The sequence below is a fragment of the Bacillus sp. ok061 genome (genome assembly GCF_900108285.1).
GTDB lineage: Bacteria > Bacillota > Bacilli > Bacillales > Bacillaceae_G > Bacillus_A > Bacillus_A thuringiensis_S.
Window position 1 is genome coordinate 1 of record NZ_FNUW01000013.1, and the last position, 23,414, is coordinate 23,414.

Sequence of the window (23,414 nt, forward strand, 5' to 3'; positions counted from 1 at the left end):
TAAAATAGCGTTTTTTATTAAGAAATTAGTCATTCCAACTAAAACGGATGTAATGTTCGTAATAAGATCCACCTAAAATGTTTTTCTTTTCTACTACCTTAAATTCAACTTTCACACCATCCATTAATTCTTGTAACTTTTCCGTAAATGGTTTTGAGTGCAGAATATGCTTGTCTGGATTTTCTTTATGAATTTGATATCTATAACCTGAATATCCATTTGCAGCACTTTCGATTATTACGCATTCCATTTCCTCTGCAAATTCCAATACCTTTTCATCAATGACTTTTTCTTGGAGTTCTTTCAAATTCCCCACTAAGGACATTTCCATTCTCCTTTTTCTCAAATAACGATTTTGTTTTAAATCCTCACATTCCTAAAAAACATACATACAGTATCATGAGGTATTCTTTTTTATTTTTCTTAAGGAGCGCTTTAAAAAGCGCTCTTTAGTTTTTAAATAAAGATTTTATTTAATTTACAGAATGTACTTCTGCACAATATACTGTAATCTCTTCCCCTTCGAAATCAGGATCATCCGCAGGTTTCCACTCTTCTTCTCCAACCAGTATTTCTGTTACATGCGCTTTAACAACAATTTTTTCGCCATATTGATTTTCCAAGAGATACTTTTCAGCCTGTTCAACAAATTCTTTTTTGCTTTTAAAATTTCTAACATCACTCAAAATGGTTTGTCCGTCATAATCCTCGAAAAAACCTTTAACTGGATTTCTTTTAGCTATTAAATTTTTTTGCACTTCAATGACCTTGTCCCTTAAATGTTCTGGAATGTCTTCAACTAAAATATTCACATAGCATCGTTCTTGATGTTTCTTCAAGAATTTATAAGCTTTTTCTTTATTCTTCTTCAATAAGTATTTTGCTTTAAGTAACGCACCATATGCACTTAATGGAGAATGAGCGATAATTCCACCTGTAGTCATTTCACTCGCTATAAACATTCTTCTCTTATCACAATACCTAGAAAAAATATGGAGTCCTTCAATCTCACCGCAATACTCATGTTCCGTTACAAATACACCATCCAATATTCCGAACACAGAGTATTTCAAAAGTATTCCCAAGTCATATTTCTCTCCAACAATTAATGGACCATTGACTACATTAAAGTATCGATCTTCCTCATTAAACATATTTGCTACCATTCCTGCGAATCTCATTCTCTCCATCTCCCTTTCTATTCAAATAAGAATTTTGTTTAGTTTTTAACTTCTAAAAAATGCTTTTTAAAGAATGCATTGTCTGCTCCTTCATAACAGTGTTTTATAATATGAAGATCGTTTAAATCATTATTAGCTCGTAATACTTTAACCGGTGTCCGCGGGTCTTCTAAGGTTGTTGTATGATGCCTTGCTTTATACAATTTCCCTTTTGTAAAAGCTTGTTTACCAGAATACTTACCATTTTTTTCGTCCGTATTCATGATTACATCTTTAATGCAAATTACTTTCATCTCTTATTCTCCTTTTCTATTTTTCTTTTCAGTTCCCATCTCATATAATTCTCAAAAGCTTCATTTACGATTGATCGAAACATAAGTGGCCATCCCAATAAAATGAATAATGTAAGTGGAATATGTAAAAACAACACGCCCCATTCTGACGTTTTAATACTCCATACAAGCAATACAACTCCAATTAGTAGGTATATGCCTACTGCAATTAATAACCAATCCATACGATTATCACCTTCTATTCAAATAACTATTTTATTAAATTTCGATAGGCTCATTTAATTTAACTGGACCCGTATGACATATAACTTCAACACATTCCCCTAGTGAATTATTAACGGCGTTTATTACATATTTGATTTCCGATTCACAATTAGTGCATTCCGTTTCGCCTGAGTTACTCGAAAACTCATGTGTATCTTGATCCACAAAACCGCAATACGGACATTCAACACCACTTTCATTTCTAACATCCGCAACAGGACTGTAGTTGATTCTAATTTCATCAACTGCTATATATTCACCGTACGCGCTGCAAGGCTTGTACAATTTATCATCTATTTTTAAGATATTCTCGAAAAAATCGTTATCAGTTGGTTTCATTTCTTTTAAAACTTCAAAACTCTCATAATCTTGATCCCAAACTCCAATTCCATTTCTTTCGTATTTAACTATTTTTGTATACATATAAATTCCCCTTTATGATTAGTTTTTATAAGGTTTCCAATCCCAACTGTCTAAATTGCATGTTTCCTTGCCGTATACCTTGCGACCACGACCTTGCTCAACTTCGGTTATTTCGTACCATTTGCCAGTATCATCATCTTTCACAACACCTTTACTTGGCTTGTAAGAGAATGAAAATACCTTTTCACCATCTACATAAAACGGGTACATTTTAATCCCCCTTTTCGATTAAAATAACGCTTTTGTTTAGTTTTTATAAATATCTATTTTCCTAACTACACATTTACCAAGTGTCCCTGTATCAATTTCTGATACAGAAACCCCGACTTTGTATCCTTTCTTCATATAAAAATCAAAAAGTTCATCAGCTTGTTCTTTCGTATGACAATAAATAATGTCTAAAACGTTGCTATATAATTTCATCTTTCTCCCTCATTTCTTAACAAAATTCAAATTTTGTACCATTTAATTTACTTTTATTGTATTTATTTGGATATCCGTGATATTATTTATTTATAAAGTCCTTACGACTTTACCCTTATACAATGAGCCATGAGCCTTCACAACTCATGGCTCTTTTCATTACAAATCCTATATTCAAATTTGGTCTTAATATCCGTTATCCTGGCGCTGGTGGTTCACTTCATTCTTTTTGTAATAACCTTGTTCAATTTCTTCAAATGTGAATCCTAATTTCTTACCTAACCCTAAAAACGAATACAATAATTCTTCATAAAGCTCGATATCTTGGGTTGCACGAAATTCCGATATACCTTCATATACATTGTTGAATTGATTGACTAACGTACTTGCCGTATAGACGTTTGCATTATATTCTAATAATTTCAGGCTATATTCATTAGGATTAAATCCGATACCATTTCCTAATGAAGCTATAAAATGAAATCCATCTACATACTCCATTAAAATAACTTCTTTTTCACTAGGTCCTTTATTGCTCCAATGCTTAAAGCATCTTGTTTCATTTGCAAGTTCTCCAATTTCAACCTGTAAAGCAAGGATCATATTGTAAAATAAATTTTGTCCTTCCAATCCATGCTCCTTAATGATTCTTGTATCCAATACTTCTTGCATTCCGAATATTCTAGTTAAGTTCATTTTGATTTCCCCTTCCTATTTAGCAAATCCCTAATCCTATCGGACGATTTTCAATTAAATACTTATCAGCCTGATCTATTACAAGAAGTGCAACTTCCGCTTGGTGTCTCCTTAACGCTTTTGCCATATTTGGCAAGCTCATACCTTGACTCCACATTTCACGAAAACGAACTACATCTCTTTCATCCCAAATGAAGTTAGCCTCTTCTAAAGCGATGTATACCTTCAAGCGTGATTCCTTCATCGCTTCATGATTTCTTGCGACACTCATAAGCGACCCCACTTTCTTATTAAATAATTAATCTATCTTTTCATTAGAAGTAGTTTTGACATGGACACCCTTACCGTTCACCCAAATTACGACTTGCTCACCAAAACCGCTTTCTGGTGGGTTGAATGAAAGGATTTCACCATCTTTTACTACAAGGAGTTTATTACTTGTAACATCGATTTCTTTCTTCATATGTCCCTCTCCCTTTTTTCTCACTTCATGTACTCGACAACATCAGGTTTAAATCCACTTCCTAAGTAAACCCGTACCGGAATTATTTCTTTTTTATCCCTTGCTGCCTTACATAACTCTTCCGCTGTATCCCAACTAAAAAACTTATCTACAGCGCGTTGAAATCTCCAAATCGCCATTGCATATTGTTCAAAGATGTCATAACGATCATCTTGTTTTGTTGTGCGTGGTAACTCATCCGTACACTTTGCATTCTTCGGAACTTGGACACGTACATCAGCGTATGTATTACGTCCAGTACCTCTTTTCACATTTGCCTTCATTACATTGAACTCGTAAATTGCTGGCTCTACATCGAAAATATTTAATTGTTTAGGCATGTTCCTTCACACTCTTTTCAAGAGAATTAAGTAACTCAAGTGCCCCTTCCTTACTCAAAACCATTCGGCCACCTAACAAATCGATGTTGGATTCAGACACTTTACCTGTTACAAAACATGACTTTTCTGGTTTTCTTAAAACGATGTTTTCCCCATCAACATGAAAGTCTAATGCTGTCCCTTCAGCAATACCCAAAGTTCTACGTAACTCAACTGGAATTACTACTCGACCTAGCTCGTCCACTTTTCTTACAACACCTGTATTTTTCATAACTTGCTCCCCCTTGTTAACTTACTTTTTGTTGTTGATTCCGTTGCAACTCTTGTTTCATTGATTCAAATTCGATTAACCATGCTTGCCAACGCTTATCGTTTTCTTCTTGCTGTTGCTTTGCTACTTCACAATTGCAACCTTTCGTTCCAATCACACCTGGAAAAGTTTCTTTACGAATAATTCCTGTATCATGACATAATACACACATACTTATTCCTCCTTTTTGAAATTACGTAATCTATAATTATCCCCATGCATTTCTAACATTTCAGCGTTTTCCATCATTCGACTAAAGTCACGTTCTCCATACATTTCTGCTAATTCATCGATCGTAAAATTAGTAGTAAATAAAGTGCTTTTACCTATACGGCTATCTACAATTTCATTTGTCTTCGTTTGTTTCCATGTGACGCCCTCTTTATCTTTCTCTGTAAATTCCGCTCCAAAGTCATCAATAATCAAGACATCGACTTTTGCTAGTAGAGACATTAACTTGTCCTCTGTCATTTCACTGTTTTTATTCCATGTGGATTTGATTTTGGTAAATAGCTTATTCATTTGAATAAACATTGCACTGTGACCCTTTTTCATAAGTTCCTTAGTTGCTGCCACACACAAATGACTTTTCCCTACTCCATAATCCCCCGTTATTATCATGCTTATTGGTTCTTCTTTATTAAATGAAGCTACAAAATGCATAATTGTTTCTTTCGCATCGGCTAATTCCTTTTTCGTTGGTACATAATTTTCAAATGTAGCTTTTTTGAGTTTGTCATTTATTAAGCTGTTATCAGCAAATGAATCATATAAATGAATGATTTCATTTTTCTTTTTTATAGCAAGCGTCTCTATAGCTAATTTCTGATCTTCCTTTTCTACCGATCTACATTGAGGACAAAACTCCTCAAGTGTTTCTGTATCTATCAACATGCGTTTGCTGCAAACATCTTTAAATTTTTCTTTCCCTACTAAAAAGACATTCTTGCATCTATTAGGTGAAAGTACATATCTTTGACTAGCGTTTTGAGAAGTCGTATTTTTGAATGAATTCATTGTTTTTGTGTTTTTTAGAGCTTGCATTTGAATTCTCTCCTTTTACTGTTTCGTTCAAGTAATTATCAAAATGTTTTAGAGCAAATAATGTACTTGGTCTTAGATATTGATCAAGAGGTTTCCCTTCTTTATCAAACTTTCCAAGCCATTGTGATACCTTGTTATCAATGACGGTTTTGAAGTTTTCAACTGTATAACCTTCATTCCATCTCGCTCTAATTAGTTTTTTGTGACTCTCGGCTTTATGATTAAAGTTTTTATCTGCTTTTTCATTTAAGTAATTTAGGATTTCTTGATAAGGGATTGATACTTTTGTATCCGATTCGTCAGAAGAAGATATATTAATTATTTCTAATTCTTTATCTTTATCTAATTCTTTATCTTCTTCTATATCTGTACCGTCACGTGACGTCATGCGAACGTCACTTTCATTTCCCTTGTTTTCTAGTGTTAATTGCTGTTGTTTCTTACGTTCACGGTATTTTTTATTCCGTTCTGCATTTAATTGTTTCACACGTTCTAGGCCATCAACATTCTGGTGCTTCTCCCAATTCGAAATACAAATGTATTGATCATCTGTTATCTCAATCATTCCAAATTGTTGAAATGTTTGAAGTGCTAATCTCACTGTTGCAATCGGTCTATTGAACAGAGTTGCGAGCATTTCATCTGAGTAAGGAATGTTTTTGCTAAGAAAAATATACCCACTCGCATTTGTTTTTCCGGCTTGCGCTAATAATCTAATCCATATAATTAGTAAGGTATCAGCTTCAGGCATGCTTTCGATTAAACGTATTTTTTCATCCTCAAACATACTAGTTGAAAGCTTTATCCATTTAACTTCTGACACTGTAATTACCTCCTCGTACAAACTGCCACATATGCTTGTCCACTTTTTATGATTCGTTGAATTTCATAATTTGGATATCCAACACTGAAATACTGTTCAATCATTTTCTTTAATTCATCTTTGTTTTTTGCTAAGTCCCAGAACTTATTAGGTAATAGCACTTGATATTCAATTAAATCCATGTACTATTTCCCTGCTTCCCGTGGTATACTTATAACAACTTATTTTTTTCAAAGGACCCATTGCCGTGGGCCTTTTTATTTTGTTCTACTCCACTCCATGCCCATGCTTTTATTGGTTCATAAGTAATGTAAAACAACCATGACCCACATGCGATTACCATTGCTAATATAGCTAATGATGTTGTATCTTCCATCATGCTGACACCCCCTTTTCTAGCCAATTAAAGAATGCATCCCTTGGAACTACTTTCTTTCTCCCAATTTTCACTAAAGGAAAACCTTTTTGATCCATAATGTCGTAAGCTGTTCTTTTCGCTACTCCTAATATTTCTTCTACGTGTTTTACGTTTAACATAATTGGATAATCGTTCGTGCTATCATTAGTGACTGGAATGCTATCTAGCTTTTCTACAGTTGTTTGTCTTTCATCTTCTTTATTGAAGCGAAGCAATTCAATAGCCTCCCAAAACTCTTCATCCCTCCATCCCTTTTGAGCTGAAAACTTTGTAATTGCCAACGCTATTTGAACTGTTGAGTTTTTCATTTTTTATATCTTCCTTTCTTCTAATAAAATTTTAATTTTGCAATTCAGAAACATGATCATCGAATAAATTAGGTCTTTCGGGCGGATACCATCCAGAAATAAATTTCATTGCATATTGATAGTATTTTCGTGGTATCTTATCGTATTTAGCTACCCCGAAATGCCTTTTTAACGCCCCATACACTCCTTGATAAGATGCGTTATCATAACCTTCTTTTCTTAGTTCAAAAACACGTTGTTTCACTTTTTGTTGAACAGCACCTTTGTTTTGTTCAGTAAGCCAAAGCTCATTATCTACTAAAAGTTTCATTTTGTTCATTTCTTCTTCCGTATGATCTTGCCTTGATTTAATTTGTTTTAGTTCAGTCATGCTGTAGATGATTGCATCCTCAACGGTTTTCGGTTGTTGTTGTAATTTTTGGATGTGTTCTTTCATTCGTTTGAACTCTTGTAAGAACTTAATTTTCATTTTCATTGCCTCTGGTGTTATGTAGCTCATTGCAACAATCGCGAATGCATCTTCTGTAAGATTGAACTTTGGATACCATTGTTTATTTTGATAATGTTGGTATTGAGTATGCTCAAAGTTGAGCTGCCCCCATTCTGTTTCATTTGCTTCAATCAATTTTTCTAGTTGGACCTCGACATCTCGAATTACATTTTTATGTTCTTTCCCAAACATTTGAGCCATTGTTAAGCTGTCTGTAACCACTTGATTTCCTTCTGTAAAAACAAACTCACTTATCGGATGTTGCACAACTTGTAATTGATTCATTTTCTTTCCTCCTTTATTATCTTGAGGTCAAGTAAAACCCACTTACAATGACCTCAGGTCAAGTTTGTGATATTTAAAAAATGACCTCATCCCACTAAGTCATCCATTGTTGTCGATAAAGCGTTTGCTATTTTTTTTAATGTTTCAATCTTAGCTGATTTAACACCTAATTCTATCTTCGAAACCATGCTCTCACTGATTTGTGATAGTTCAGCAAGTTGTTTTTGCGTGAGTTTTTTACTCGTGCGAAGTTCTTTAATGTAACTCCCTTTTATTTTCATCGGCTTCACCTCTCGATTACATTTTCATTGTACACCTGACATGACCTAGGGTCAAGTATTTATTTTAATTTTTATTTTTTAAAACAAGAAATGGACTAGTGGTCAAGTTTTATGTAGAATATATATTATAATTGACATAAAACATAACCATAAAATAATACACATGGAATAGCATTTTGAAAAAGGGGAATAAATTATGTTACCTATACTATCCATTAGGATAAAAGAACTAAGGAAAGAGAAAAAATGGTCTCAGAGAGAATTAGGTGAAAAGGTTGATGTCAGCGAGTCATTTGTTTCAAAAGTTGAATCTGGAAAAAAACAACCTTCAAGAGAAGTAACCACAAAGTTTTCAGAAGTATTCAATGTAACTACAGATTATTTGTTAGGGAGATCGGAAGACCCTGAACTAAATGAAGAAGAAGATAAAGTTGTATCTGAAGAAGGAAAGAATATCATGTCATTAATTGAAAGTCTTCCAGAGGATGAGCGAAAGAAAGCTTGGGAGCAATTAGAAATGTACGTTACTTATATGCAGAACAAAAAGAATAGCTAATCAAAGAAGACTACCTCATATGGCAGTCTTCTTTTTTATGTATTTGGTTTTTCCTTATATGATTCATCAAGGACAATCTTTAAAATGTCCTCCGCTTTAGGATTCCCCTGTTGTAAACCTAATTTCGCAGCCATTCTCACTAATTGCTCTTTCGTCATCCCTAATTCCCCCTGCATCCCTTTTTTATATGTGAACTCACTTAAAGTGGAAAGTTTTTGTCGTTACAGTCAAAATGTTTCCATTCCCTATAAAGTAGAAATGACACTATCTATTTGATAGTGTCATTGTCAATATTTATATTAATTACCCGCCACCAGGGCCGGGATCAACCATGTATAAAGTTTGTCTTTGTTCTTTAGCACTTTGTACCTTATCCTTTTCTGTCACCTGAAAAGCTGTGATAGAAAGACAAGCTACAGTAGCAATAGTTAAAATTGCTTTTACAAGCTTATTTTTCAAGTGTTTCACCACCTTTTATGAATAATTCAATTATAACATTTCAAGGCTGTTTTTGGTAGAAAAATATAGAAGAAATCACCTGATTTAGAAAAACTTTCTGCGGACATTTCTAAGTATTTTTTTCCCTCTTCCCCTCCAACTGCAAGACCCATATAATATAGTTGAAAACTGCTAAGATAACCATTTTTATCTTGTAAAGCTTTTAAAATTTTAATAGCTTTTTCATTTTCACCTAATCTTATATATAAAAAGGCCTTTTCAGCTTCATCTAAATCTTCAAGGCTAATGGTATGCAAATCTTTCTCGTGGTATATTTTTAAAAATAAAAGCGTATTTAATACTTTTCCTCTTCTTATTTCTAACTTTTGGTTTACTGGATTCCCAATAACAGAAAGTGATTTCTCCATATAATCTTTCGCTTTTTGAAAATCGGAGAAAACAAAACTTTCTCCAATTTTACAATATGCTACTGACTTAGTACTGACATAACAATTCGCCTCATCATTTATTATTTCAAAACATAATTCGCGAGCTTTTTCTTTATTATCTTCGTGAAGCGCAACGAAAACTTGCATTTCTTTTACTCTCAATAAAAGAGAATCTCTTAGAGTATGACATTTAATTTCTAAAATGTCAGGTAATAATTGCTGGATATATTCATTAACCATCTTATAATTTCCTAAATCAAAAAAAGAATATATCGTATTTAAGACCGAAATTATTACCAGTTCATTGTCTGTATATTTTTGTTTCTTTCTCATCTTATCGACTTTCTCAAAATACTGTTTAGGAGTGACTGTATTTTCGCTTCTTTCGCGTAACGTTTTATATAACGGAATTAAATTTAGATTTATCCGTATAGTTTTTGAATTTCCTTTTTTCTTTTCTTTTTTTGTATTCTCGTTTCCCTTCTTTTTTTCATCCTTATTCGTATCGAAACTCATTATTTGTTTTATAACTGTATCTTGAAGTTCATACTCTCCGAACATATCCAAAACTTCTAATGCCAATTTCAAATTTTTGTGAGACATTTTAGGAACATACTCTTTAATACAATTCCTTCTAAATTCTAAATCTTTAGGCTTATATAGCTTAAGGGCATCAACTAAATGCATAAAATCAAATTTATCTTGCTTACTAAAGTAGCCATTCACTGTTGTGTGTGTTACTTTAAAACGCGTTGCTAGTTTTCGATTTGTATAACCATTTGATTTTAAATTTTCTTTCATGTCGATCAAATCTAATGAAACTCGCACAATCTTTGTCCTCCTTATGGACAAAAGACACGTAAACCCCATTTTGTTACATATAAAGGAAAACGCGCCACTTTAAATCTAAGGTGTGTTATAATATGTATGTACAAGATCCGCGACAATGTTCCCTAGGTGGTTAGGGGGCAGTGTAAGAGTGCGTCCAACACTACTTACACCGTGGGTCTTTTTTCACGTCCGTTTATTTTATTGTTTTCATAATACCACATTTTTCCCAATATTCAGTCCTGTGATTGTCAGACAATTGTTGAGAAAATTTAAAAAACGCTTTATATCAACGTTTTTCAAGTTGCACAAAAATAAAATATGCAATTATGCATGAGACTCATGAAGAACCCATATGCATATTTTACCACTAAACAAACATTTGTTCTATATAAATATTATTTTTCGTACACCCCTAACTTTTTTATCTATTTTGTTAGTATATCTAACTTTTGTGGTATATAGATTGTCAGATAACTATACTCGAATTATGAGAACATTAGGCCAAACTATTAAATACTTTAGAAAAAAGTCAGGTTTAACACAAGAGGAGTTTGCTGATAAATACGGTTTTAGTCACGGTCAAATGAAACATTGGGAGACAGATCGACACCAGCCAGATGTTGAGAGCATCAAAACTTTAGCGTCGATTTTCCGTATTTCTACAGACACACTTCTAAACTTCGAGAATGAGCAAGATGATGCGTTACTAGCATTACTACAAAGTGACGTCAAAAAAGCTTATGAGGAGCTTGATGGGCGTCAGAAAGGACATTTTGCTAAACAGGTTTCGCTATACGTGGAAATGCTGCGAAACAACAAAAATATTCTATGATGAAAATGGCAAGCTGTACTTCTGTTGGTTTCATCATAAAAGAAATGTTTTCCAATATCTAGAGGTAAATTTTTACATATTTTTACCAAATTAACCAAAGAGAGCTGCCGCTCTCTTTTTTTATTCTAATTCGACAAAATACAACAAAACACTGATTTTGCACCAATAAAAAAAGCCCACAAATTATGTGGACTTAGAAGTATGGATACATATATTTTACCACATAGACACTCGAATGGGTGTCTATTTCCTTTTTCTGATACTGGAATTATTTGTGCTATTCGAATACTATTAGTTCAAGGAGGTATGGATAATGAAAGGATATTTTAGAAAACGCGGTGAAAAGTGGTCATTTACAATTGATATTGGAAGAGATCCTCTTACTGGCAAAAGAAAACAAAAAACAGCATCAGGCTTTAAAACAAAGAAAGAAGCCGAACGTGCATGCAATGAGCTTATCCATCAATTTAATACCGGAAGTCTAGTTGATGATAAGAATTTTATTCTTAGTGATTATTTACATGAATGGCTAGAAAATACCGCTAAACAAAGAGTAAGAGAAACTACATTCACCAATTATAAAAGAGCTGTAAACAGCCGAATTATACCTGTGCTTGGTTCACACAAACTAAAGGAATTAAAACCCTTGCACGGACAACGATTTGTTAAATCCCTGATTGATGAAGGATTATCACCTAAGTATATTGAATATATTTTCACTGTTTTAAAAGGATCATTAGAAGACGCCGTTAGATGGGAGCTCCTGTTTAAAAACCCATTTCAACATGTGGAAATACCTCGACCACGAAAAGTGGTCAATTCTACGTGGTCAATCGAAGAAACAAAAAAGTTTTTAAATCGTACAAAATTTGAAAATGTCATCTATTATCATCTTTTCTTATTGGCATTAAATACAGGTATGAGGCGTGGAGAAGTACTTGGTCTGAAGTGGAAGAATTTCGATTTGAATGAAGGGAAAATAAGCGTTACAGAAACACTTATTTATGATGAAAATGGTTTTAGATTTACAGAACCAAAAACGCATGGATCAAAACGCTTAATTTCTATCGATCCGAACTTATGTAAAGAATTTAAGTCTTATAAAGCTAAACAAAATGAATTCAAATTATTATTTGGGCAGTCATACGAGGATAATGATTTAGTCTTTGCTAAAGAAACTGGACAGCCAATATTACCAAGAACTATGACAACTACTTTTAATCAATTTATAAAAAAAGCCGATGTACCTCAAATTAGGTTTCATGATTTAAGACATACACATGCAACAATTTTATTGAAGCTGGGTATTAATCCAAAAATCGTAAGCGAACGTTTAGGACACAGTTCAATTAAGACCACATTAGATACTTATAGTCATGTTACTATAGATATGCAAGAAAGTGCTGTTTTAAAGCTAAGTGAGGCATTAAAATCATAAAAAAATTGTTGATGTGGTCAGAATGTGGTCAAACCCATCAACAATCTCATTAAAACCCCTTTATTTCAGCGTTAATTTAACTACGTTCTCAACATGGGCTGTATGTGGGAACATATCAACTGGTTGTACATATTCCACTTCATAACTCTTCATTAATGCTTGTACATCACGTGCTAATGAAGAAGGATTACATGATACGTAAACAACTTGTTTTGGTTTCACTTTTAAAATTGTTTCCAGTAATTTATCATCGCAACCTGTACGAGGTGGATCGACAACAATTACATCTGGACGCCATCCTTCTTTTACCCATTTCGGTAACCATTGTTCAGCTTTACCTGCTTCATATTTCGTATTTGTAAATCCGTGACGCTTCGCATTTTTCCTTGCATCTGCAATCGCTTCTGGAATTACATCCATACCACGTACTTCCGCTGCATCGTTCGCAAGCCAAAGACCGATTGTACCAACACCACAGTACGCATCCACAATCTTCTCGTTTCCTGTTAACGCAGCTGCTTTTTTCGCTTCATCATATAAAACAACAGTTTGTTCTGGATTCAACTGGAAGAATGCACGTGCTGATAATTCGAATGATAAATCACCAAGTGTTTCTTGAATTACTTCTTTTCCAGCTAATTTAAATGTTTTGTCGCCAAAAATAACAGATGTTTTACGCCAGTTTACATTTTGCATAATTGATTTAACCGCTGGCATCTGTTTTTGTACTTCTGCAATAAATTGTTCTTTATTTGGTAATTCTTCTTTTGTTGTAATAAGTGTAACTTGTACTTCCCCTGTTTGAACTGCAGTACGTGTTACAATTGTGCGTACTAAACCTTTTTGTTTTTTCTCATTGTAAATAGAAACATTTAACTTTTCTAATATACGTCTTACAACTTTTGTCGCTTCATTTGTTGCTTTATGTTGAATCATACAGTGAGCGATATCAATTAACTGATGTGAGTTTTGTTTATATAGCCCTGTAATAACTTTTTCGTCTTTACGCCCCACTTGTAATTGACTCTTATTACGATAATGCCATGGATTTTCCATGCCAAGCGTTGGACGAATTTTCTCTTCCATGCTGTTTTTCATGTACTTCTCAAATGCTTGTACAACGATATCACGCTTTTGATTCAATTGTTCTTTATAATCTAAATGTTGCAGCTGACAACCGCCACACTCCTCATACACTGGACACGGTGCTTTCACACGATGCGGTGAAGCTTTACGAACTTTTTTCACTTTCGCTTCAGCGAAGCCACGCTGAATTTTCGTTGTTTCTGCAACAACTTCTTCTCCTGGTAATGCCCCTGGAATGAAAACAACTTGTCTCTTAAAATAACCAACGCCTTCTCCGTTAATCCCAAGACGTTTAATTGTCACAGGAAACGTTTGACCAACTTCCAACTTACTCTCATGTTGCTTTTGTATCATTATTACACCTCTACTCTATACTTTTCCATAAATATAACGCTGCATAACTGCAGTATGGTTCACACTCTTGTTTCACTTTTTCTAAAAATGCATCATCAGGTTTATCATCTAATTGAAATATACCTTGCACTGCACGCTGAATCCCAATATCCGCTTTCGGGAACATATTTTTCCGTCCAAGCCCAAACATTAAAAAGTTTTGCACTGTCCATGCACCAATTCCCCTAATTGGCAACAATTGTGCCCCAACCTCTTCTTCCGTCCCGGTTTCTATACTCGCTAAATTTAATGTACCACTGACAATACTTCGACCTAATCCTACTATATATTCAGCCTTTCGCTGACTAAACTTCTGCTCTCTCAATTCTTCTATTGAAATATTTGCTACTATTTCCGGAGTGGGGAAAAAGAATACACCGTTCTTCTCTGTTCCATACCGTTTCACAAATTGTTCTGTTAACACAGTAGCAAATTTCAAATTTATTTGTTGGTGAATGATACAGCGAAGAAGACAAGCAAAATAATCAAATTCTAAAATAATTGGAGTATAAGCATATGTTTCAAATAGTGGACGTAATGATGTGTTTAAAAAATGATTTTGTATATCTTGAAACGGTTCATTCCAATGAAAAATGGTCCTCATTCGTTTCATGACTTTCTCCGGATTTCCTGTCTGACTAGAAATCCAAAACTGTGGATTTTGTACAGTACCAATCCCTTGTAAGCGAACAATAACCTGTTCCTCGTCTATACAAAGCGGGATATAAATGACTTTCTCATCTAATTGAATGACGTTAAGAGGATCAAAAGATAAACGTTTTAATACTTCTTCAAAATGATACGGATACTCTAACGTAACATTTTCGCTCCACATACGTTTCCCCATCCTTTTTACACATCATTATAGCATGAGAAAACCGTAAGCATACACGCTTACGGTTGATTGCTTTTTACTAAGTCATCTAGACTTTTAAAATGATACCCTTTCTCGCGCAAATCATCAATGATTTTCGCAAGTGCTTCTGCATTATCTTTTGATATTGCATGAAGTAATAAAATAGATCCTGGGTGAATCATCGTCATAACATTATTATGCGCATATTGCCATCCTCTTTGCTGATCCACTTTCCAATCCAAAAATGCAAGTGACCAAAATACATTATAGTAGCCCATTTCTTTCGTAAGAGCTAACGTTCTTTCACTAAATACGCCGCGCGGAGGACGTACATATTTCACTTCTTTTTGCCCAGTTACTTTTTTAATTTCTTCCGTTACACTCGTTAATTCTTCACGAAGTTTCTCATCATTTACCGCTGTAAAATCAGGATGACTCCAAGAATGATTTCCAATAATGTGTCCTTCATCCTTCATTCTTAACAATAAATCTTTTTGTGTTTTAATGTAATGCCCCGTTACAAAGAAAGTTGCTGGTACTTTTTTCTCTTTTAATACATCTAAGATTTTCCCTGTGTATCCATTCTCATATCCATTATCAAATGTTAAATAAATATCTTTTTTCTTCGTATCTCCTAAATAAAACCCGCCATTTTTTTGAAGTAAATCTGTATATAACTTTCCTGCATCTGGTACTGTTTCATTTTTAGGACGCGGGATTCCCCAGTTATGTGGAGTATTTGTATAAGCCAATGTTGAAACTGGAACAAGTGCCATCATAATTGAAAAAATGAGACCGATATATAACCATTTATATTTCATAAATAGTCTCCTTTCCATATATAATCGTACCTGTAGTTTCTGTTTCCTTACTTACTTTCATGCTGTGCATGTTTTTCTATATATACCAAAAAATGCATCTCGAAAGATTCGAGATGCATTTTTGTTTATTTAAATACCGGCTCTTTAAAGCTAGCTAATTTTTCAAGTGATGTTTTATCGACATCTGCATGTAAACTATTACCATGAGAGTCCATCGTTACAACTGCTTTAAAACCTTCAATGCGTAAATGCCACATTGCTTCTGGAATACCAAATTGTAAGAAATCAACATCTTTCACTTCTTTAATACATTCAGCATAATATTGCGCCGCACCGCCAATTGCGTTTAAGTACACGCCGCCGTGTTCTTCTAAAGCCGCTAATGTTTTCGCACCCATACCGCCTTTTCCAATAACAGCGCGAATACCAAATTTCTTCATAATATCGCCTTGGTACGGTTCTTCACGAATACTTGTCGTTGGACCTGCCGCTTTAATTTGCCAATTGTCATTGTCATCTTTCACAACAACTGGACCACAGTGGTAAATAATTTGTCCATTTAAATCTACTGGACAATCATTATCCATTAAATGCTTATGGATTGCGTCACGACCTGTATACATCATGCCATTAATTGTTACAACATCACCAACGCGAAGTTCACGAATTTGCTCTTCTGTAATTGGCGCTTGTAATACGATCTCACGTTGCTCTGTTTTTTCTTGTGCTTCATGCTGAAGTGTATCTTCACCTTCTTGATATAACCAATCCATAATTTCACCTGTTTCAGGGTGGATTGTTACACCAAGGCGGCGATATGCCCAGCAATTATACGCCACAGATACGTAGAAACTAGCTGGCAAACGATTATAGACGCCAATTTTACAACCAAGTAAAGTTGTTTCTCCACCAAATCCCATCGTACCAATGCCAAGCTTATTCGCATTTTCTAATACGTACTCTTCAAGTTGTTGTAACTCTGGTACTGGATTGACATCATCTAATGTACGGAATAATTGATTTTTTGCTAATTCATAACCTGATGTGCGGTCTCCCCCGATACCAACACCAATTACACCAGCACTACATCCTTGACCTTGTGCTTGGTATACTGCATGAAGAAGGCATTTACGAATCCCTTCTAAATCACGGCCAGCTCGTCCAAGTCCTTCTAGTTCACACGGTAAGCTATATTGAATATTTTTATTCTCACAGCCACCACCTTTTAGGATTAAACGTGCATCAATATAATCTTTTTCCCATTGTTCAAACTTAATAACCGGTGTACCTGGTCCTAAATTATTTCCACTATTGTCTCCAAAAAGAGAATCAACAGAATTTGGACGAAGTTTACCATCTTTTGTCGCCCGCTCAAGCGCATTATAGATAGCTTCCTTCAACTTTAATTGATTCACACCAACTGGTGTATAAATTTTAAACGTTGGCATCCCTGTATCTTGGCAAATCGGTGAGATGTTATCATCAGCCATTTTAATATTATTTGTAATTGTGCCAAGTGCCATCGCAGAACGAGTCCCTGCATTTTCTCGCTCTTTCGCTTGTTGAATCGCACGACGAACATCTTTCGGTAAGTTCGTTGACGTTTCAACAATTAGTTGATACATGCTTTCTTGAAGCTTTTCCATTGTTACTTCCCCCTCAATTGTGAACGCTACCAAAACGTTATGAGCTGAAAATTTCATTTTTATGCTCTTTAGCTTTTTATTTGTTTCACGCTATTAAAGCATAAATGAAATTTTTCACAACTTGATTATACCTCTTTTTCTATCGTCCTTCTATTATCCGCACAGAAAAAGGCTACCAAATTGGAATTGGCAGCCTTTTTAATATATTATTCGTCTTTTTTAAATTGCTCACATTTTAATTCTAATTCATCTAACATTGCAAGAAGACGATCTACATCTTCTAATTCTACTTCTTCAGGTTCAATTGTATCAATTACTTCAATGAACATATTTAAACGCTCTTTTAAATATACTAATTGTGTATCTTTATCTTGAATTGCTTTTCCCATGAAGGCACTCTCCTTTTAATTCGAGTTGCTTTTATTATACCGCAAAAATGATTGCTATGGGCATGAAATTTCATCAATTTTGTCACAGTCATCCACTATAATGTAAGCCCTCTCTCTTTTCACGCTAAAAAGTTTCACTTTATAAAAAGCACATATTCTTCTATTATAGAGAATGGACAAATTGTTATTTCAATAGTCAAAGGAGTATTTCATATGACGATATCACAAAAAATGAAGCCGATTACTCCTTCTTACGATCCATGGGAAGCGTATATGGACCTTGAAGAGTACGGCAAACTACTATTAACAAATGTTGAATTTACAACGACGACGTTATGCAATATGCGCTGTGAGCATTGCGCTGTTGGTTACACGTTACAGCCGAAAGACCCAAATCCGCTTCCGATGGATCTTTTATTAAAACGATTAGATGAGATTCCTCATTTACGTTCTTTAAGTATTACTGGCGGAGAACCTATGCTTTCAAAAAAATCCGTCGACAACTATGTAACACCACTCTTAAAATACGCCCATGAACGAGGCGTTCGCACTCAAATCAACTCTAACTTAACTATAGATTTAGCACGTTACGAACAAATTATTCCTTATTTAGACGTGTTGCATATCTCTCATAACTGGGGAACAATTGATGACTTCGTTGAAGGCGGATTTGCAATGATGGAGCGTAAACCTACTTACGAACAACGTGCAAAATTATTCGAAAGAATGATTACAAATAGTAAGGCTCTATCAGATGCAGGTGTACTTGTATCGGCCGAAACAATGTTAAACAAAAGAACTCTACCACATATTGAACATATTCACCGCCAAATCGTCGAAGAGATGGGCTGTAAACGTCATGAAGTTCACCCAATGTATCCAAGTGACTTCGCGAGTAATCTAGAGATTTTAACAAAAGCTGAAATTCGTGATGCGATTGAGCATTTACTAGAAATTCGCGATGAAAATGTATGGATGTTATTTGGAACTTTACCTTTCTATGCTTGTAGCGATGACGAGCGAGACATTGCCACATTTAAAAAGTTACAAGAGAGCAAAAATGTAACTGTTCGTAACGATCCAGATGGTCGTTCACGCTTAAATGTAAATATTTTCGATGGCAATATTATCGTTACTGATTTTGGTGATGTTCCACTTCTAGGAAACATACAAACAAACACATTACAAGAAGCATACGACAAATGGAGTGCTTCAAAAACAGCAAAATCATTAAGCTGTCACTGTCCTGCAGTAAAATGTCTTGGACCAAATGTTCTTGTAAAAAACAGCTACTATCCGACAGAAGATTTCTTATCAAAAACAGCAAACATTACATTATAAAAAACGTCAGCTTATAAGCTGACGTTTTTTCATGTTATTGCGAGTGAGAAGAAGAAATGAATTTAAAAAATAAATGATCATGAATTGGAATCGCCGCTCCAATTCCTTGAGAGGTAATATTTTTCACAACAAGTCTTTTTTGATTTCCCTTTAATACAAGATAGACTTCTCCAAATGTTACTTTTCCCTTTTCATTTACTGCTGGTGTATAAGCGTATAAATATCCGAGTTGACTCGGACTAATATTATACACACGCTCATGTCCAGTACCATAACCAATAGTTGTTTTAAACGAAAGGGGTAATTGTACTTTTTCAAGTGCTTTGAGAAGCATCATTTTTTTCACATCTGCAGCATCTTTCATATCTGCTGTTAAATCACCTTCAACCGTCTTTTGTGTTTCTTGCTTATAGCGAAGTGGATATAAACGGTCTCCTCCGCGATTATCATACACATTTCGATTCACTTGTTTATATTCCCAATTAATCGATGTGTCTACTGATTCATAATGTAAAGCCCATTGACCTAAATAAATTTTTGCCCGATACCCCACTGCAAGCGGCGCATTTGAAATTGTCGTTTCATTAAACATCCGAATTAAGTCTGGATTTTCAATTTTAATATTAGCTGTTTTCAATAGTTCTTGAGCAAACTTACTTGGCTGTAAACGTGGCAAATCTTGCGCATCATTTGGAAATGTATTGTCTTTTGAAATATTTAAAACAGATGAAGGCATTTTTGTTCCTACTGTTGTCTTTGCAAAACTCATGTTAGGAAATAATAAAATAAACGAGACCATAGTTGAAAGACATATGCTGTATACTCGTTTCACCTGTCTGGCTCCTTCCTATGTAAAGGTATATATACTACTTTGTTTATTGTTTTCTCTGAGCACAATTGTTATGCCTATTTTTCATAATAAATAAAAACCAATTCCCATAATGACATACGCCGCTAGTAAAGTGCCACCTTCAAACCAGTTTGTATCTCCATCATTTGAAATTGCAATCGTTAAGAAAACGGCTGTAATCATAGACACAAGTTCTGGTATGGTAAATACTAAAGGCATTCTCTGCGTAAAGAACATAGAAAGCAATACTAATACAGGAGCAACAAACATGGCGATTTGTAATGTAGAGCCTATTGCAATTTCGACTGCAATATTTACTTTATTTTTATAAGCCATAATAATTGCAGACGCATGTTCCGCTGCATTTCCAACAATTGCAACGATAATAACCCCTATAAATAACTCTGACCAACCAAATGATTTTGCAACAGTTTCAAAAGTATGCACGAGCGCCTCTGATACATAAGCTACCGCCAGTGTTGCTATCGCTAAAATAAGGAGTGCCTTCCCTTTCGACCACTCTGGCTCTTCTTCATGCGCTATTTCGTCACTTTTATGTTGATATACACCACGGTGCGTAACTAACTTAAATAGTAATGCAGCAAGGTACATGATAATCATAATAATAGAAACACCTATACTTAATTGATACGTCTTGCCAGCGTCCATCTTCATTGAAAAGATCTCTGGAATAACAAAGGCCACGACAACAGCAAATATTAATAAAGCTGAATTATGCCTTGCATCGTATACATTAAAACTTTGTCTTTTGTATTTAAGACCTCCAACAAAGAAAGATAACCCTCCTACTAATAATAAATTTCCAAGTACAGAACCCGTTAAAGAAGCTAACACCACTTCAATTAACCCTGCTTGAAGTGCAAAAATTGAAATGATAAGTTCAACAGCATTACCGAAAGTAGCATTTAATAATCCGCCTATTCTAGGACCAGAAACAATTGCTAAACTCTCTGTTGCTCTCCCCATAAAACCAGCTAATGCGATAATCGTAATACAATACACAGCGAACATAATTGTTTCTGGCCAATGAAGTGTTTTTCCAAGTACAGACAGTGGTACACCTATAAGCGCTACTATAAGAAATATTTTATTAAACATGCTTTTCACCCTTCCATCGTATGTATTTCTCCTCAATATTATTATTATTCTTCTCCTAACTTGTCCGATTTCATCACAATTACGTTTAAAAAATCGGATTGAAGAAAACAGTATGAAAGATATTTAAATTATCTTGTTTAAACAGACAGAATTATAAATTATGAAAAGGGGTTAAAATTATGCACTTAAAAGAAAAAATCGCAACTATTATTCACGGTCAACGTACTGGTGTATTATCTACAGTACGAAATGAGAAACCTCATAGCGCCTTTATGATGTTTTTCCATGAAGATTTTGTACTGTATGTTGCAACAGATCGACAATCAAAAAAGATAACAGATATTGAACACAATCCTAATGTCCATGTACTACTCGGACGAGAAGGGAAAAAATTAGATGAAGATTATATTGAAGTTGAAGGATTGGCTTCAATCGAGGAAGACTCGACATTAAAAAACAAGTTTTGGAATAATAGCTTAAAACGTTGGTTACTCGGTCCTGAAGACCCTAATTACGTATTGATAAAAATCAATCCCGACACAATTTATTACATCGATGGTGCCGGTACGACGGAGCCTGAGTTTTTACGACTATAAAATAAAACAAGCCCCCCCTTAGGTGGGCTTGTTTTGTCGAAAAGTTCTTTTAAAAAAAATAATAAAATAGGTGGAACTTTCCAAAGATTCTGTTATATAATAGCAGTAACTTAAATAAACTGTATTAAAACAGATTGAGAGGAGAAATAAAATTGATGAAGAGAGAAGAACGCAAAAATATGATTGAGTTTATTGAAAAGAAAAAAGGGATTGAGCGTGACGAATTATTGTTTATGACAGACGATGAAGTAGAACATATTTATAATGTAACGTACTTTTTATATGAGGAAATTGCAGAGTAGTATAATAATCCCCACCTTATTAAAAATATAAGGTGGGGATTATTTCGTTATTTAGCCCACTATTTACAGGCAGTAAAACTCCCACCTTAAAATTCAGGTGGAGCAAGAAGTTAAGTTGAAGTCGCGCTTTCTATAAAGCTCAATTGCTTCAACTTTATACATGAGAATCATTTTCATGTATAATACTGTAAGATTGGAGGAATTTTACTATGAGTTCGTGGCTCTTATTTGCACTATTATCAGCAATTGCTGCTGCCCTTGTATCTATTTTTGGAAAGTTTGGTTTAGACGGCATCGATGCAAACGTTGCAACAACAATTCGATCTATTATTATGGCATTATTTATGATAGGCGTTATTATCATACAAGGTAAATTTCAAAATATCGGCGACGTACTGCTAAATAAAAAAGCACTGCTATTTATCACATTAAGTGGGGTTGCAGGTGCTTCGTCATGGCTATTTTATTTTCTTGCCCTCAAAACAGGAAAGGTTTCACAAGTAGCTCCTGTCGATAAATTAAGCGTCGTATTTTCTATCATTCTCGCTATGATTATCCTCGGTGAAAAGTTAAACTTTATGACCGGTGTTGGTGTAGTCTTTATTACAGCTGGTGTATTATTTATTGCTTTCAGCTAAAAAAACCGCTATTAGCGGTTTTTCTTTTTCTTTATGTACAACCATACAACACATGTAACAACTGCTGAAATTAATAAAATCCATATTCCATAATGATGTAAACTATACTCAACGAAGCGCCACTTCTCGCCTAACTTCCAGCCAAGCCCAATAAAAACACTTATCCAAATGAGCGCACCACCGTAAGCGTACAAACAAAAACGCCAAAGTGTCAAATTTGATACCCCAGCAAAATATGCCGTTAAATGACGTACTCCCGGTATAAAATAACCAATCATTAAAAGAAATGGCCCATATTTTTCAAATAAAATATGTGTTTTTTCAATGTGATGTTCTTTAATTCTAATTTTCGGCCCATATTTCTTTAAAACAGGGAGCCCAAGTTTTAAACCTAATATGTAGCTTAACGTGATCCCTAACATCGCACCAGCCATCCCACTTAAAAAAGCAGCAGTTCCTGACATAACTCCTTTTGAAACATTATAACCAACAAAGGTCAATAAAAACTCGTCTGGTATCGGTAATCCGACAATACCACCAGCCAAAGCTATAACAATTCCAAAATAGCCATAATGCGCGATTAACTCGCCAATATGTTGTTCCATTCGGAAGACACATCCTATGCACGATCGTTATTCCACATTGTACCCTTTCTATCTTTAAGGCAAACATGGTATACATATTCACTATACATTGTTTTTATAATGAACTCTACTTCTATTCTTTCCTTTAACAGAGATAAAGTGAAACT

Annotated in this window: 38 protein-coding genes; 7 read left to right on the forward strand and 31 right to left on the reverse strand. The window is 34.5% G+C overall.

Annotation, left to right across the window (positions count from 1 at the left end):
• Positions 1-25: 25 nt before the first annotated feature.
• The 20 genes from C4S65_RS17580 to C4S65_RS17665 all read right to left on the reverse strand — a co-directional run bounded on the left by C4S65_RS17580 (position 26) and on the right by C4S65_RS17665 (position 8,082).
• Complete coding sequence (locus tag C4S65_RS17580) at positions 26-325, reverse strand: hypothetical protein (protein ID WP_061665829.1); 300 nt, start codon at positions 323-325, stop codon at positions 26-28.
• A 148-nt stretch (positions 326-473) separates the two neighbouring features.
• Positions 474-1,166 (reverse strand): hypothetical protein, encoded by a 693-nt coding sequence (locus tag C4S65_RS17585; protein WP_142391552.1) that lies wholly within the window; start codon positions 1,164-1,166, stop codon positions 474-476.
• Positions 1,167-1,219: 53 nt separating this feature from the next.
• Positions 1,220-1,474, reverse strand: coding sequence for a hypothetical protein (locus tag C4S65_RS17590; protein WP_258043877.1), 255 nt, complete (start codon positions 1,472-1,474; stop codon positions 1,220-1,222).
• Complete coding sequence (locus C4S65_RS17595) at positions 1,471-1,698, reverse strand: hypothetical protein (RefSeq protein WP_000383972.1); 228 nt, start codon at positions 1,696-1,698, stop codon at positions 1,471-1,473. The genes C4S65_RS17590 and C4S65_RS17595 overlap by 4 nt, the downstream gene beginning before the upstream one ends.
• A 34-nt stretch (positions 1,699-1,732) precedes the next feature.
• Complete coding sequence (locus tag C4S65_RS17600) at positions 1,733-2,161, reverse strand: hypothetical protein (RefSeq protein WP_103945359.1); 429 nt, start codon at positions 2,159-2,161, stop codon at positions 1,733-1,735.
• 18 nt (positions 2,162-2,179) lie between these two features.
• Entirely contained in the window at positions 2,180-2,371 is a 192-nt protein-coding gene (locus C4S65_RS17605; RefSeq protein ID WP_103945360.1) for a hypothetical protein, read from the reverse strand.
• Positions 2,372-2,407: 36 nt separating this feature from the next.
• Positions 2,408-2,584, reverse strand: a complete 177-nt coding sequence (locus C4S65_RS34445; RefSeq protein WP_180231406.1) for a hypothetical protein — start codon at positions 2,582-2,584, stop codon at positions 2,408-2,410.
• Positions 2,585-2,770: 186 nt separating this feature from the next.
• Positions 2,771-3,280 carry a dUTP diphosphatase gene (locus C4S65_RS17610; protein WP_103945361.1) on the reverse strand — a complete coding sequence of 170 codons (510 nt, stop codon included), beginning with the start codon at positions 3,278-3,280 and terminating at the stop codon, positions 2,771-2,773.
• 19 nt (positions 3,281-3,299) lie between these two features.
• Positions 3,300-3,551 (reverse strand): helix-turn-helix domain containing protein, encoded by a 252-nt coding sequence (locus C4S65_RS17615; protein WP_103945362.1) that lies wholly within the window; start codon positions 3,549-3,551, stop codon positions 3,300-3,302.
• A 27-nt stretch (positions 3,552-3,578) separates the two neighbouring features.
• Positions 3,579-3,743 carry a DUF3954 domain-containing protein gene (locus tag C4S65_RS17620; RefSeq protein WP_050842983.1) on the reverse strand — a complete coding sequence of 55 codons (165 nt, stop codon included), beginning with the start codon at positions 3,741-3,743 and terminating at the stop codon, positions 3,579-3,581.
• Positions 3,744-3,763: 20 nt separating this feature from the next.
• On the reverse strand, positions 3,764-4,123 hold the full coding sequence (locus tag C4S65_RS17625; RefSeq protein ID WP_086402704.1) for a cell division protein SepF: 360 nt from the start codon (positions 4,121-4,123) through the stop codon (positions 3,764-3,766).
• On the reverse strand, positions 4,116-4,394 hold the full coding sequence (locus C4S65_RS17630; RefSeq protein WP_103945363.1) for an AbrB/MazE/SpoVT family DNA-binding domain-containing protein: 279 nt from the start codon (positions 4,392-4,394) through the stop codon (positions 4,116-4,118). The genes C4S65_RS17625 and C4S65_RS17630 overlap by 8 nt, the downstream gene beginning before the upstream one ends.
• 16 nt (positions 4,395-4,410) lie before the next feature.
• Entirely contained in the window at positions 4,411-4,605 is a 195-nt protein-coding gene (locus C4S65_RS17635) for a hypothetical protein (RefSeq protein WP_103945364.1), read from the reverse strand.
• Positions 4,606-4,607: 2 nt separating this feature from the next.
• Positions 4,608-5,477 (reverse strand): ATP-binding protein, encoded by an 870-nt coding sequence (locus tag C4S65_RS17640; protein WP_103945365.1) that lies wholly within the window; start codon positions 5,475-5,477, stop codon positions 4,608-4,610.
• Positions 5,413-6,300 carry a phage replisome organizer N-terminal domain-containing protein gene (locus tag C4S65_RS17645; RefSeq protein ID WP_103945366.1) on the reverse strand — a complete coding sequence of 296 codons (888 nt, stop codon included), beginning with the start codon at positions 6,298-6,300 and terminating at the stop codon, positions 5,413-5,415. The genes C4S65_RS17640 and C4S65_RS17645 overlap by 65 nt, the downstream gene beginning before the upstream one ends.
• A gap of 5 nt (positions 6,301-6,305) precedes the next feature.
• Entirely contained in the window at positions 6,306-6,482 is a 177-nt protein-coding gene (locus C4S65_RS34450) for a hypothetical protein (protein WP_000364153.1), read from the reverse strand.
• A 29-nt stretch (positions 6,483-6,511) separates the two neighbouring features.
• The gene (locus tag C4S65_RS34455) at positions 6,512-6,679 is read right to left on the reverse strand and encodes a hypothetical protein (RefSeq protein ID WP_176542746.1); all 168 of its coding nucleotides are present in this window, start codon (positions 6,677-6,679) and stop codon (positions 6,512-6,514) included.
• Positions 6,676-7,026, reverse strand: a complete 351-nt coding sequence (locus C4S65_RS17655; RefSeq protein WP_098816853.1) for a helix-turn-helix domain-containing protein — start codon at positions 7,024-7,026, stop codon at positions 6,676-6,678. The genes C4S65_RS34455 and C4S65_RS17655 overlap by 4 nt, the downstream gene beginning before the upstream one ends.
• A 31-nt stretch (positions 7,027-7,057) precedes the next feature.
• Complete coding sequence (locus C4S65_RS17660) at positions 7,058-7,801, reverse strand: ORF6C domain-containing protein (RefSeq protein ID WP_103945367.1); 744 nt, start codon at positions 7,799-7,801, stop codon at positions 7,058-7,060.
• An 86-nt stretch (positions 7,802-7,887) separates the two neighbouring features.
• Complete coding sequence (locus C4S65_RS17665; protein ID WP_087997066.1) at positions 7,888-8,082, reverse strand: helix-turn-helix transcriptional regulator; 195 nt, start codon at positions 8,080-8,082, stop codon at positions 7,888-7,890.
• A gap of 196 nt (positions 8,083-8,278) precedes the next feature.
• On the opposite strand from C4S65_RS17665, the gene C4S65_RS17670 reads away from it, so the two are divergent.
• Positions 8,279-8,638, forward strand: a complete 360-nt coding sequence (locus tag C4S65_RS17670) for a helix-turn-helix transcriptional regulator (protein ID WP_103945368.1) — start codon at positions 8,279-8,281, stop codon at positions 8,636-8,638.
• Between the two features lie 35 nt (positions 8,639-8,673).
• Here the strand turns inward: C4S65_RS17670 and C4S65_RS35250 are convergent, their stop codons facing one another.
• The 3 genes from C4S65_RS35250 to C4S65_RS17675 all read right to left on the reverse strand — a co-directional run bounded on the left by C4S65_RS35250 (position 8,674) and on the right by C4S65_RS17675 (position 10,353).
• Complete coding sequence (locus C4S65_RS35250; RefSeq protein ID WP_255288586.1) at positions 8,674-8,796, reverse strand: hypothetical protein; 123 nt, start codon at positions 8,794-8,796, stop codon at positions 8,674-8,676.
• A 145-nt stretch (positions 8,797-8,941) separates the two neighbouring features.
• A complete protein-coding gene (locus tag C4S65_RS34460) occupies positions 8,942-9,097 on the reverse strand; it encodes a hypothetical protein (protein WP_181032139.1) in 156 nt (51 codons plus the stop codon).
• Positions 9,098-9,123: 26 nt separating this feature from the next.
• Positions 9,124-10,353: an AimR family lysis-lysogeny pheromone receptor gene (locus C4S65_RS17675; RefSeq protein WP_103945369.1), complete on the reverse strand. Its 1,230-nt coding sequence runs from the start codon at positions 10,351-10,353 to the stop codon at positions 9,124-9,126.
• Between the two features lie 490 nt (positions 10,354-10,843).
• On the opposite strand from C4S65_RS17675, the gene C4S65_RS17680 reads away from it, so the two are divergent.
• On the forward strand, positions 10,844-11,188 hold the full coding sequence (locus C4S65_RS17680; protein ID WP_103945383.1) for a helix-turn-helix transcriptional regulator: 345 nt from the start codon (positions 10,844-10,846) through the stop codon (positions 11,186-11,188).
• Positions 11,189-11,501: 313 nt separating this feature from the next.
• A complete protein-coding gene (locus C4S65_RS17685; RefSeq protein WP_103945370.1) occupies positions 11,502-12,626 on the forward strand; it encodes a site-specific integrase in 1,125 nt (374 codons plus the stop codon).
• A gap of 60 nt (positions 12,627-12,686) precedes the next feature.
• Here the strand turns inward: C4S65_RS17685 and rlmD are convergent, their stop codons facing one another.
• The 5 genes from rlmD to C4S65_RS17710 form a co-directional block, all read right to left on the reverse strand.
• Positions 12,687-14,066, reverse strand: coding sequence for a 23S rRNA (uracil(1939)-C(5))-methyltransferase RlmD (gene rlmD / locus C4S65_RS17690; RefSeq protein WP_103945371.1), 1,380 nt, complete (start codon positions 14,064-14,066; stop codon positions 12,687-12,689).
• Positions 14,067-14,076: 10 nt separating this feature from the next.
• Entirely contained in the window at positions 14,077-14,940 is an 864-nt protein-coding gene (locus tag C4S65_RS17695; protein WP_103945372.1) for a DNA-3-methyladenine glycosylase, read from the reverse strand.
• 59 nt (positions 14,941-14,999) lie between these two features.
• Positions 15,000-15,782: a delta-lactam-biosynthetic de-N-acetylase gene (gene pdaA / locus C4S65_RS17700; protein ID WP_000875970.1), complete on the reverse strand. Its 783-nt coding sequence runs from the start codon at positions 15,780-15,782 to the stop codon at positions 15,000-15,002.
• Between the two features lie 125 nt (positions 15,783-15,907).
• Entirely contained in the window at positions 15,908-17,428 is a 1,521-nt protein-coding gene (gene fumA, locus C4S65_RS17705; RefSeq protein ID WP_000413526.1) for a class I fumarate hydratase, read from the reverse strand.
• Between the two features lie 206 nt (positions 17,429-17,634).
• Positions 17,635-17,817: an SE1561 family protein gene (locus C4S65_RS17710; RefSeq protein ID WP_000513558.1), complete on the reverse strand. Its 183-nt coding sequence runs from the start codon at positions 17,815-17,817 to the stop codon at positions 17,635-17,637.
• Between the two features lie 213 nt (positions 17,818-18,030).
• On the opposite strand from C4S65_RS17710, the gene yfkAB reads away from it, so the two are divergent.
• The gene (gene yfkAB / locus C4S65_RS17715; protein WP_000156022.1) at positions 18,031-19,158 is read left to right on the forward strand and encodes a radical SAM/CxCxxxxC motif protein YfkAB; all 1,128 of its coding nucleotides are present in this window, start codon (positions 18,031-18,033) and stop codon (positions 19,156-19,158) included.
• Between the two features lie 34 nt (positions 19,159-19,192).
• Here yfkAB and C4S65_RS17720 read toward each other — a convergent pair whose 3' ends face one another.
• Entirely contained in the window at positions 19,193-19,990 is a 798-nt protein-coding gene (locus C4S65_RS17720) for a YfkD famly protein (protein WP_002083605.1), read from the reverse strand.
• 81 nt (positions 19,991-20,071) lie between these two features.
• Complete coding sequence (gene cax / locus C4S65_RS17725) at positions 20,072-21,127, reverse strand: calcium/proton exchanger (RefSeq protein ID WP_000482132.1); 1,056 nt, start codon at positions 21,125-21,127, stop codon at positions 20,072-20,074.
• Positions 21,128-21,306: 179 nt separating this feature from the next.
• On the opposite strand from cax, the gene C4S65_RS17730 reads away from it, so the two are divergent.
• The 3 genes from C4S65_RS17730 to C4S65_RS17740 all read left to right on the forward strand — a co-directional run bounded on the left by C4S65_RS17730 (position 21,307) and on the right by C4S65_RS17740 (position 22,663).
• On the forward strand, positions 21,307-21,723 hold the full coding sequence (locus C4S65_RS17730) for a pyridoxamine 5'-phosphate oxidase family protein (protein WP_098838625.1): 417 nt from the start codon (positions 21,307-21,309) through the stop codon (positions 21,721-21,723).
• A 155-nt stretch (positions 21,724-21,878) separates the two neighbouring features.
• Positions 21,879-22,025: a BH0509 family protein gene (locus C4S65_RS17735; RefSeq protein WP_000817786.1), complete on the forward strand. Its 147-nt coding sequence runs from the start codon at positions 21,879-21,881 to the stop codon at positions 22,023-22,025.
• A 209-nt stretch (positions 22,026-22,234) separates the two neighbouring features.
• On the forward strand, positions 22,235-22,663 hold the full coding sequence (locus tag C4S65_RS17740) for an EamA family transporter (protein WP_000100296.1): 429 nt from the start codon (positions 22,235-22,237) through the stop codon (positions 22,661-22,663).
• Positions 22,664-22,674: 11 nt separating this feature from the next.
• On the opposite strand, the gene C4S65_RS17745 is transcribed toward C4S65_RS17740, so the two are convergent.
• Positions 22,675-23,268, reverse strand: a complete 594-nt coding sequence (locus C4S65_RS17745) for a DedA family protein (RefSeq protein WP_000434878.1) — start codon at positions 23,266-23,268, stop codon at positions 22,675-22,677.
• Positions 23,269-23,414 lie beyond the last annotated feature (146 nt).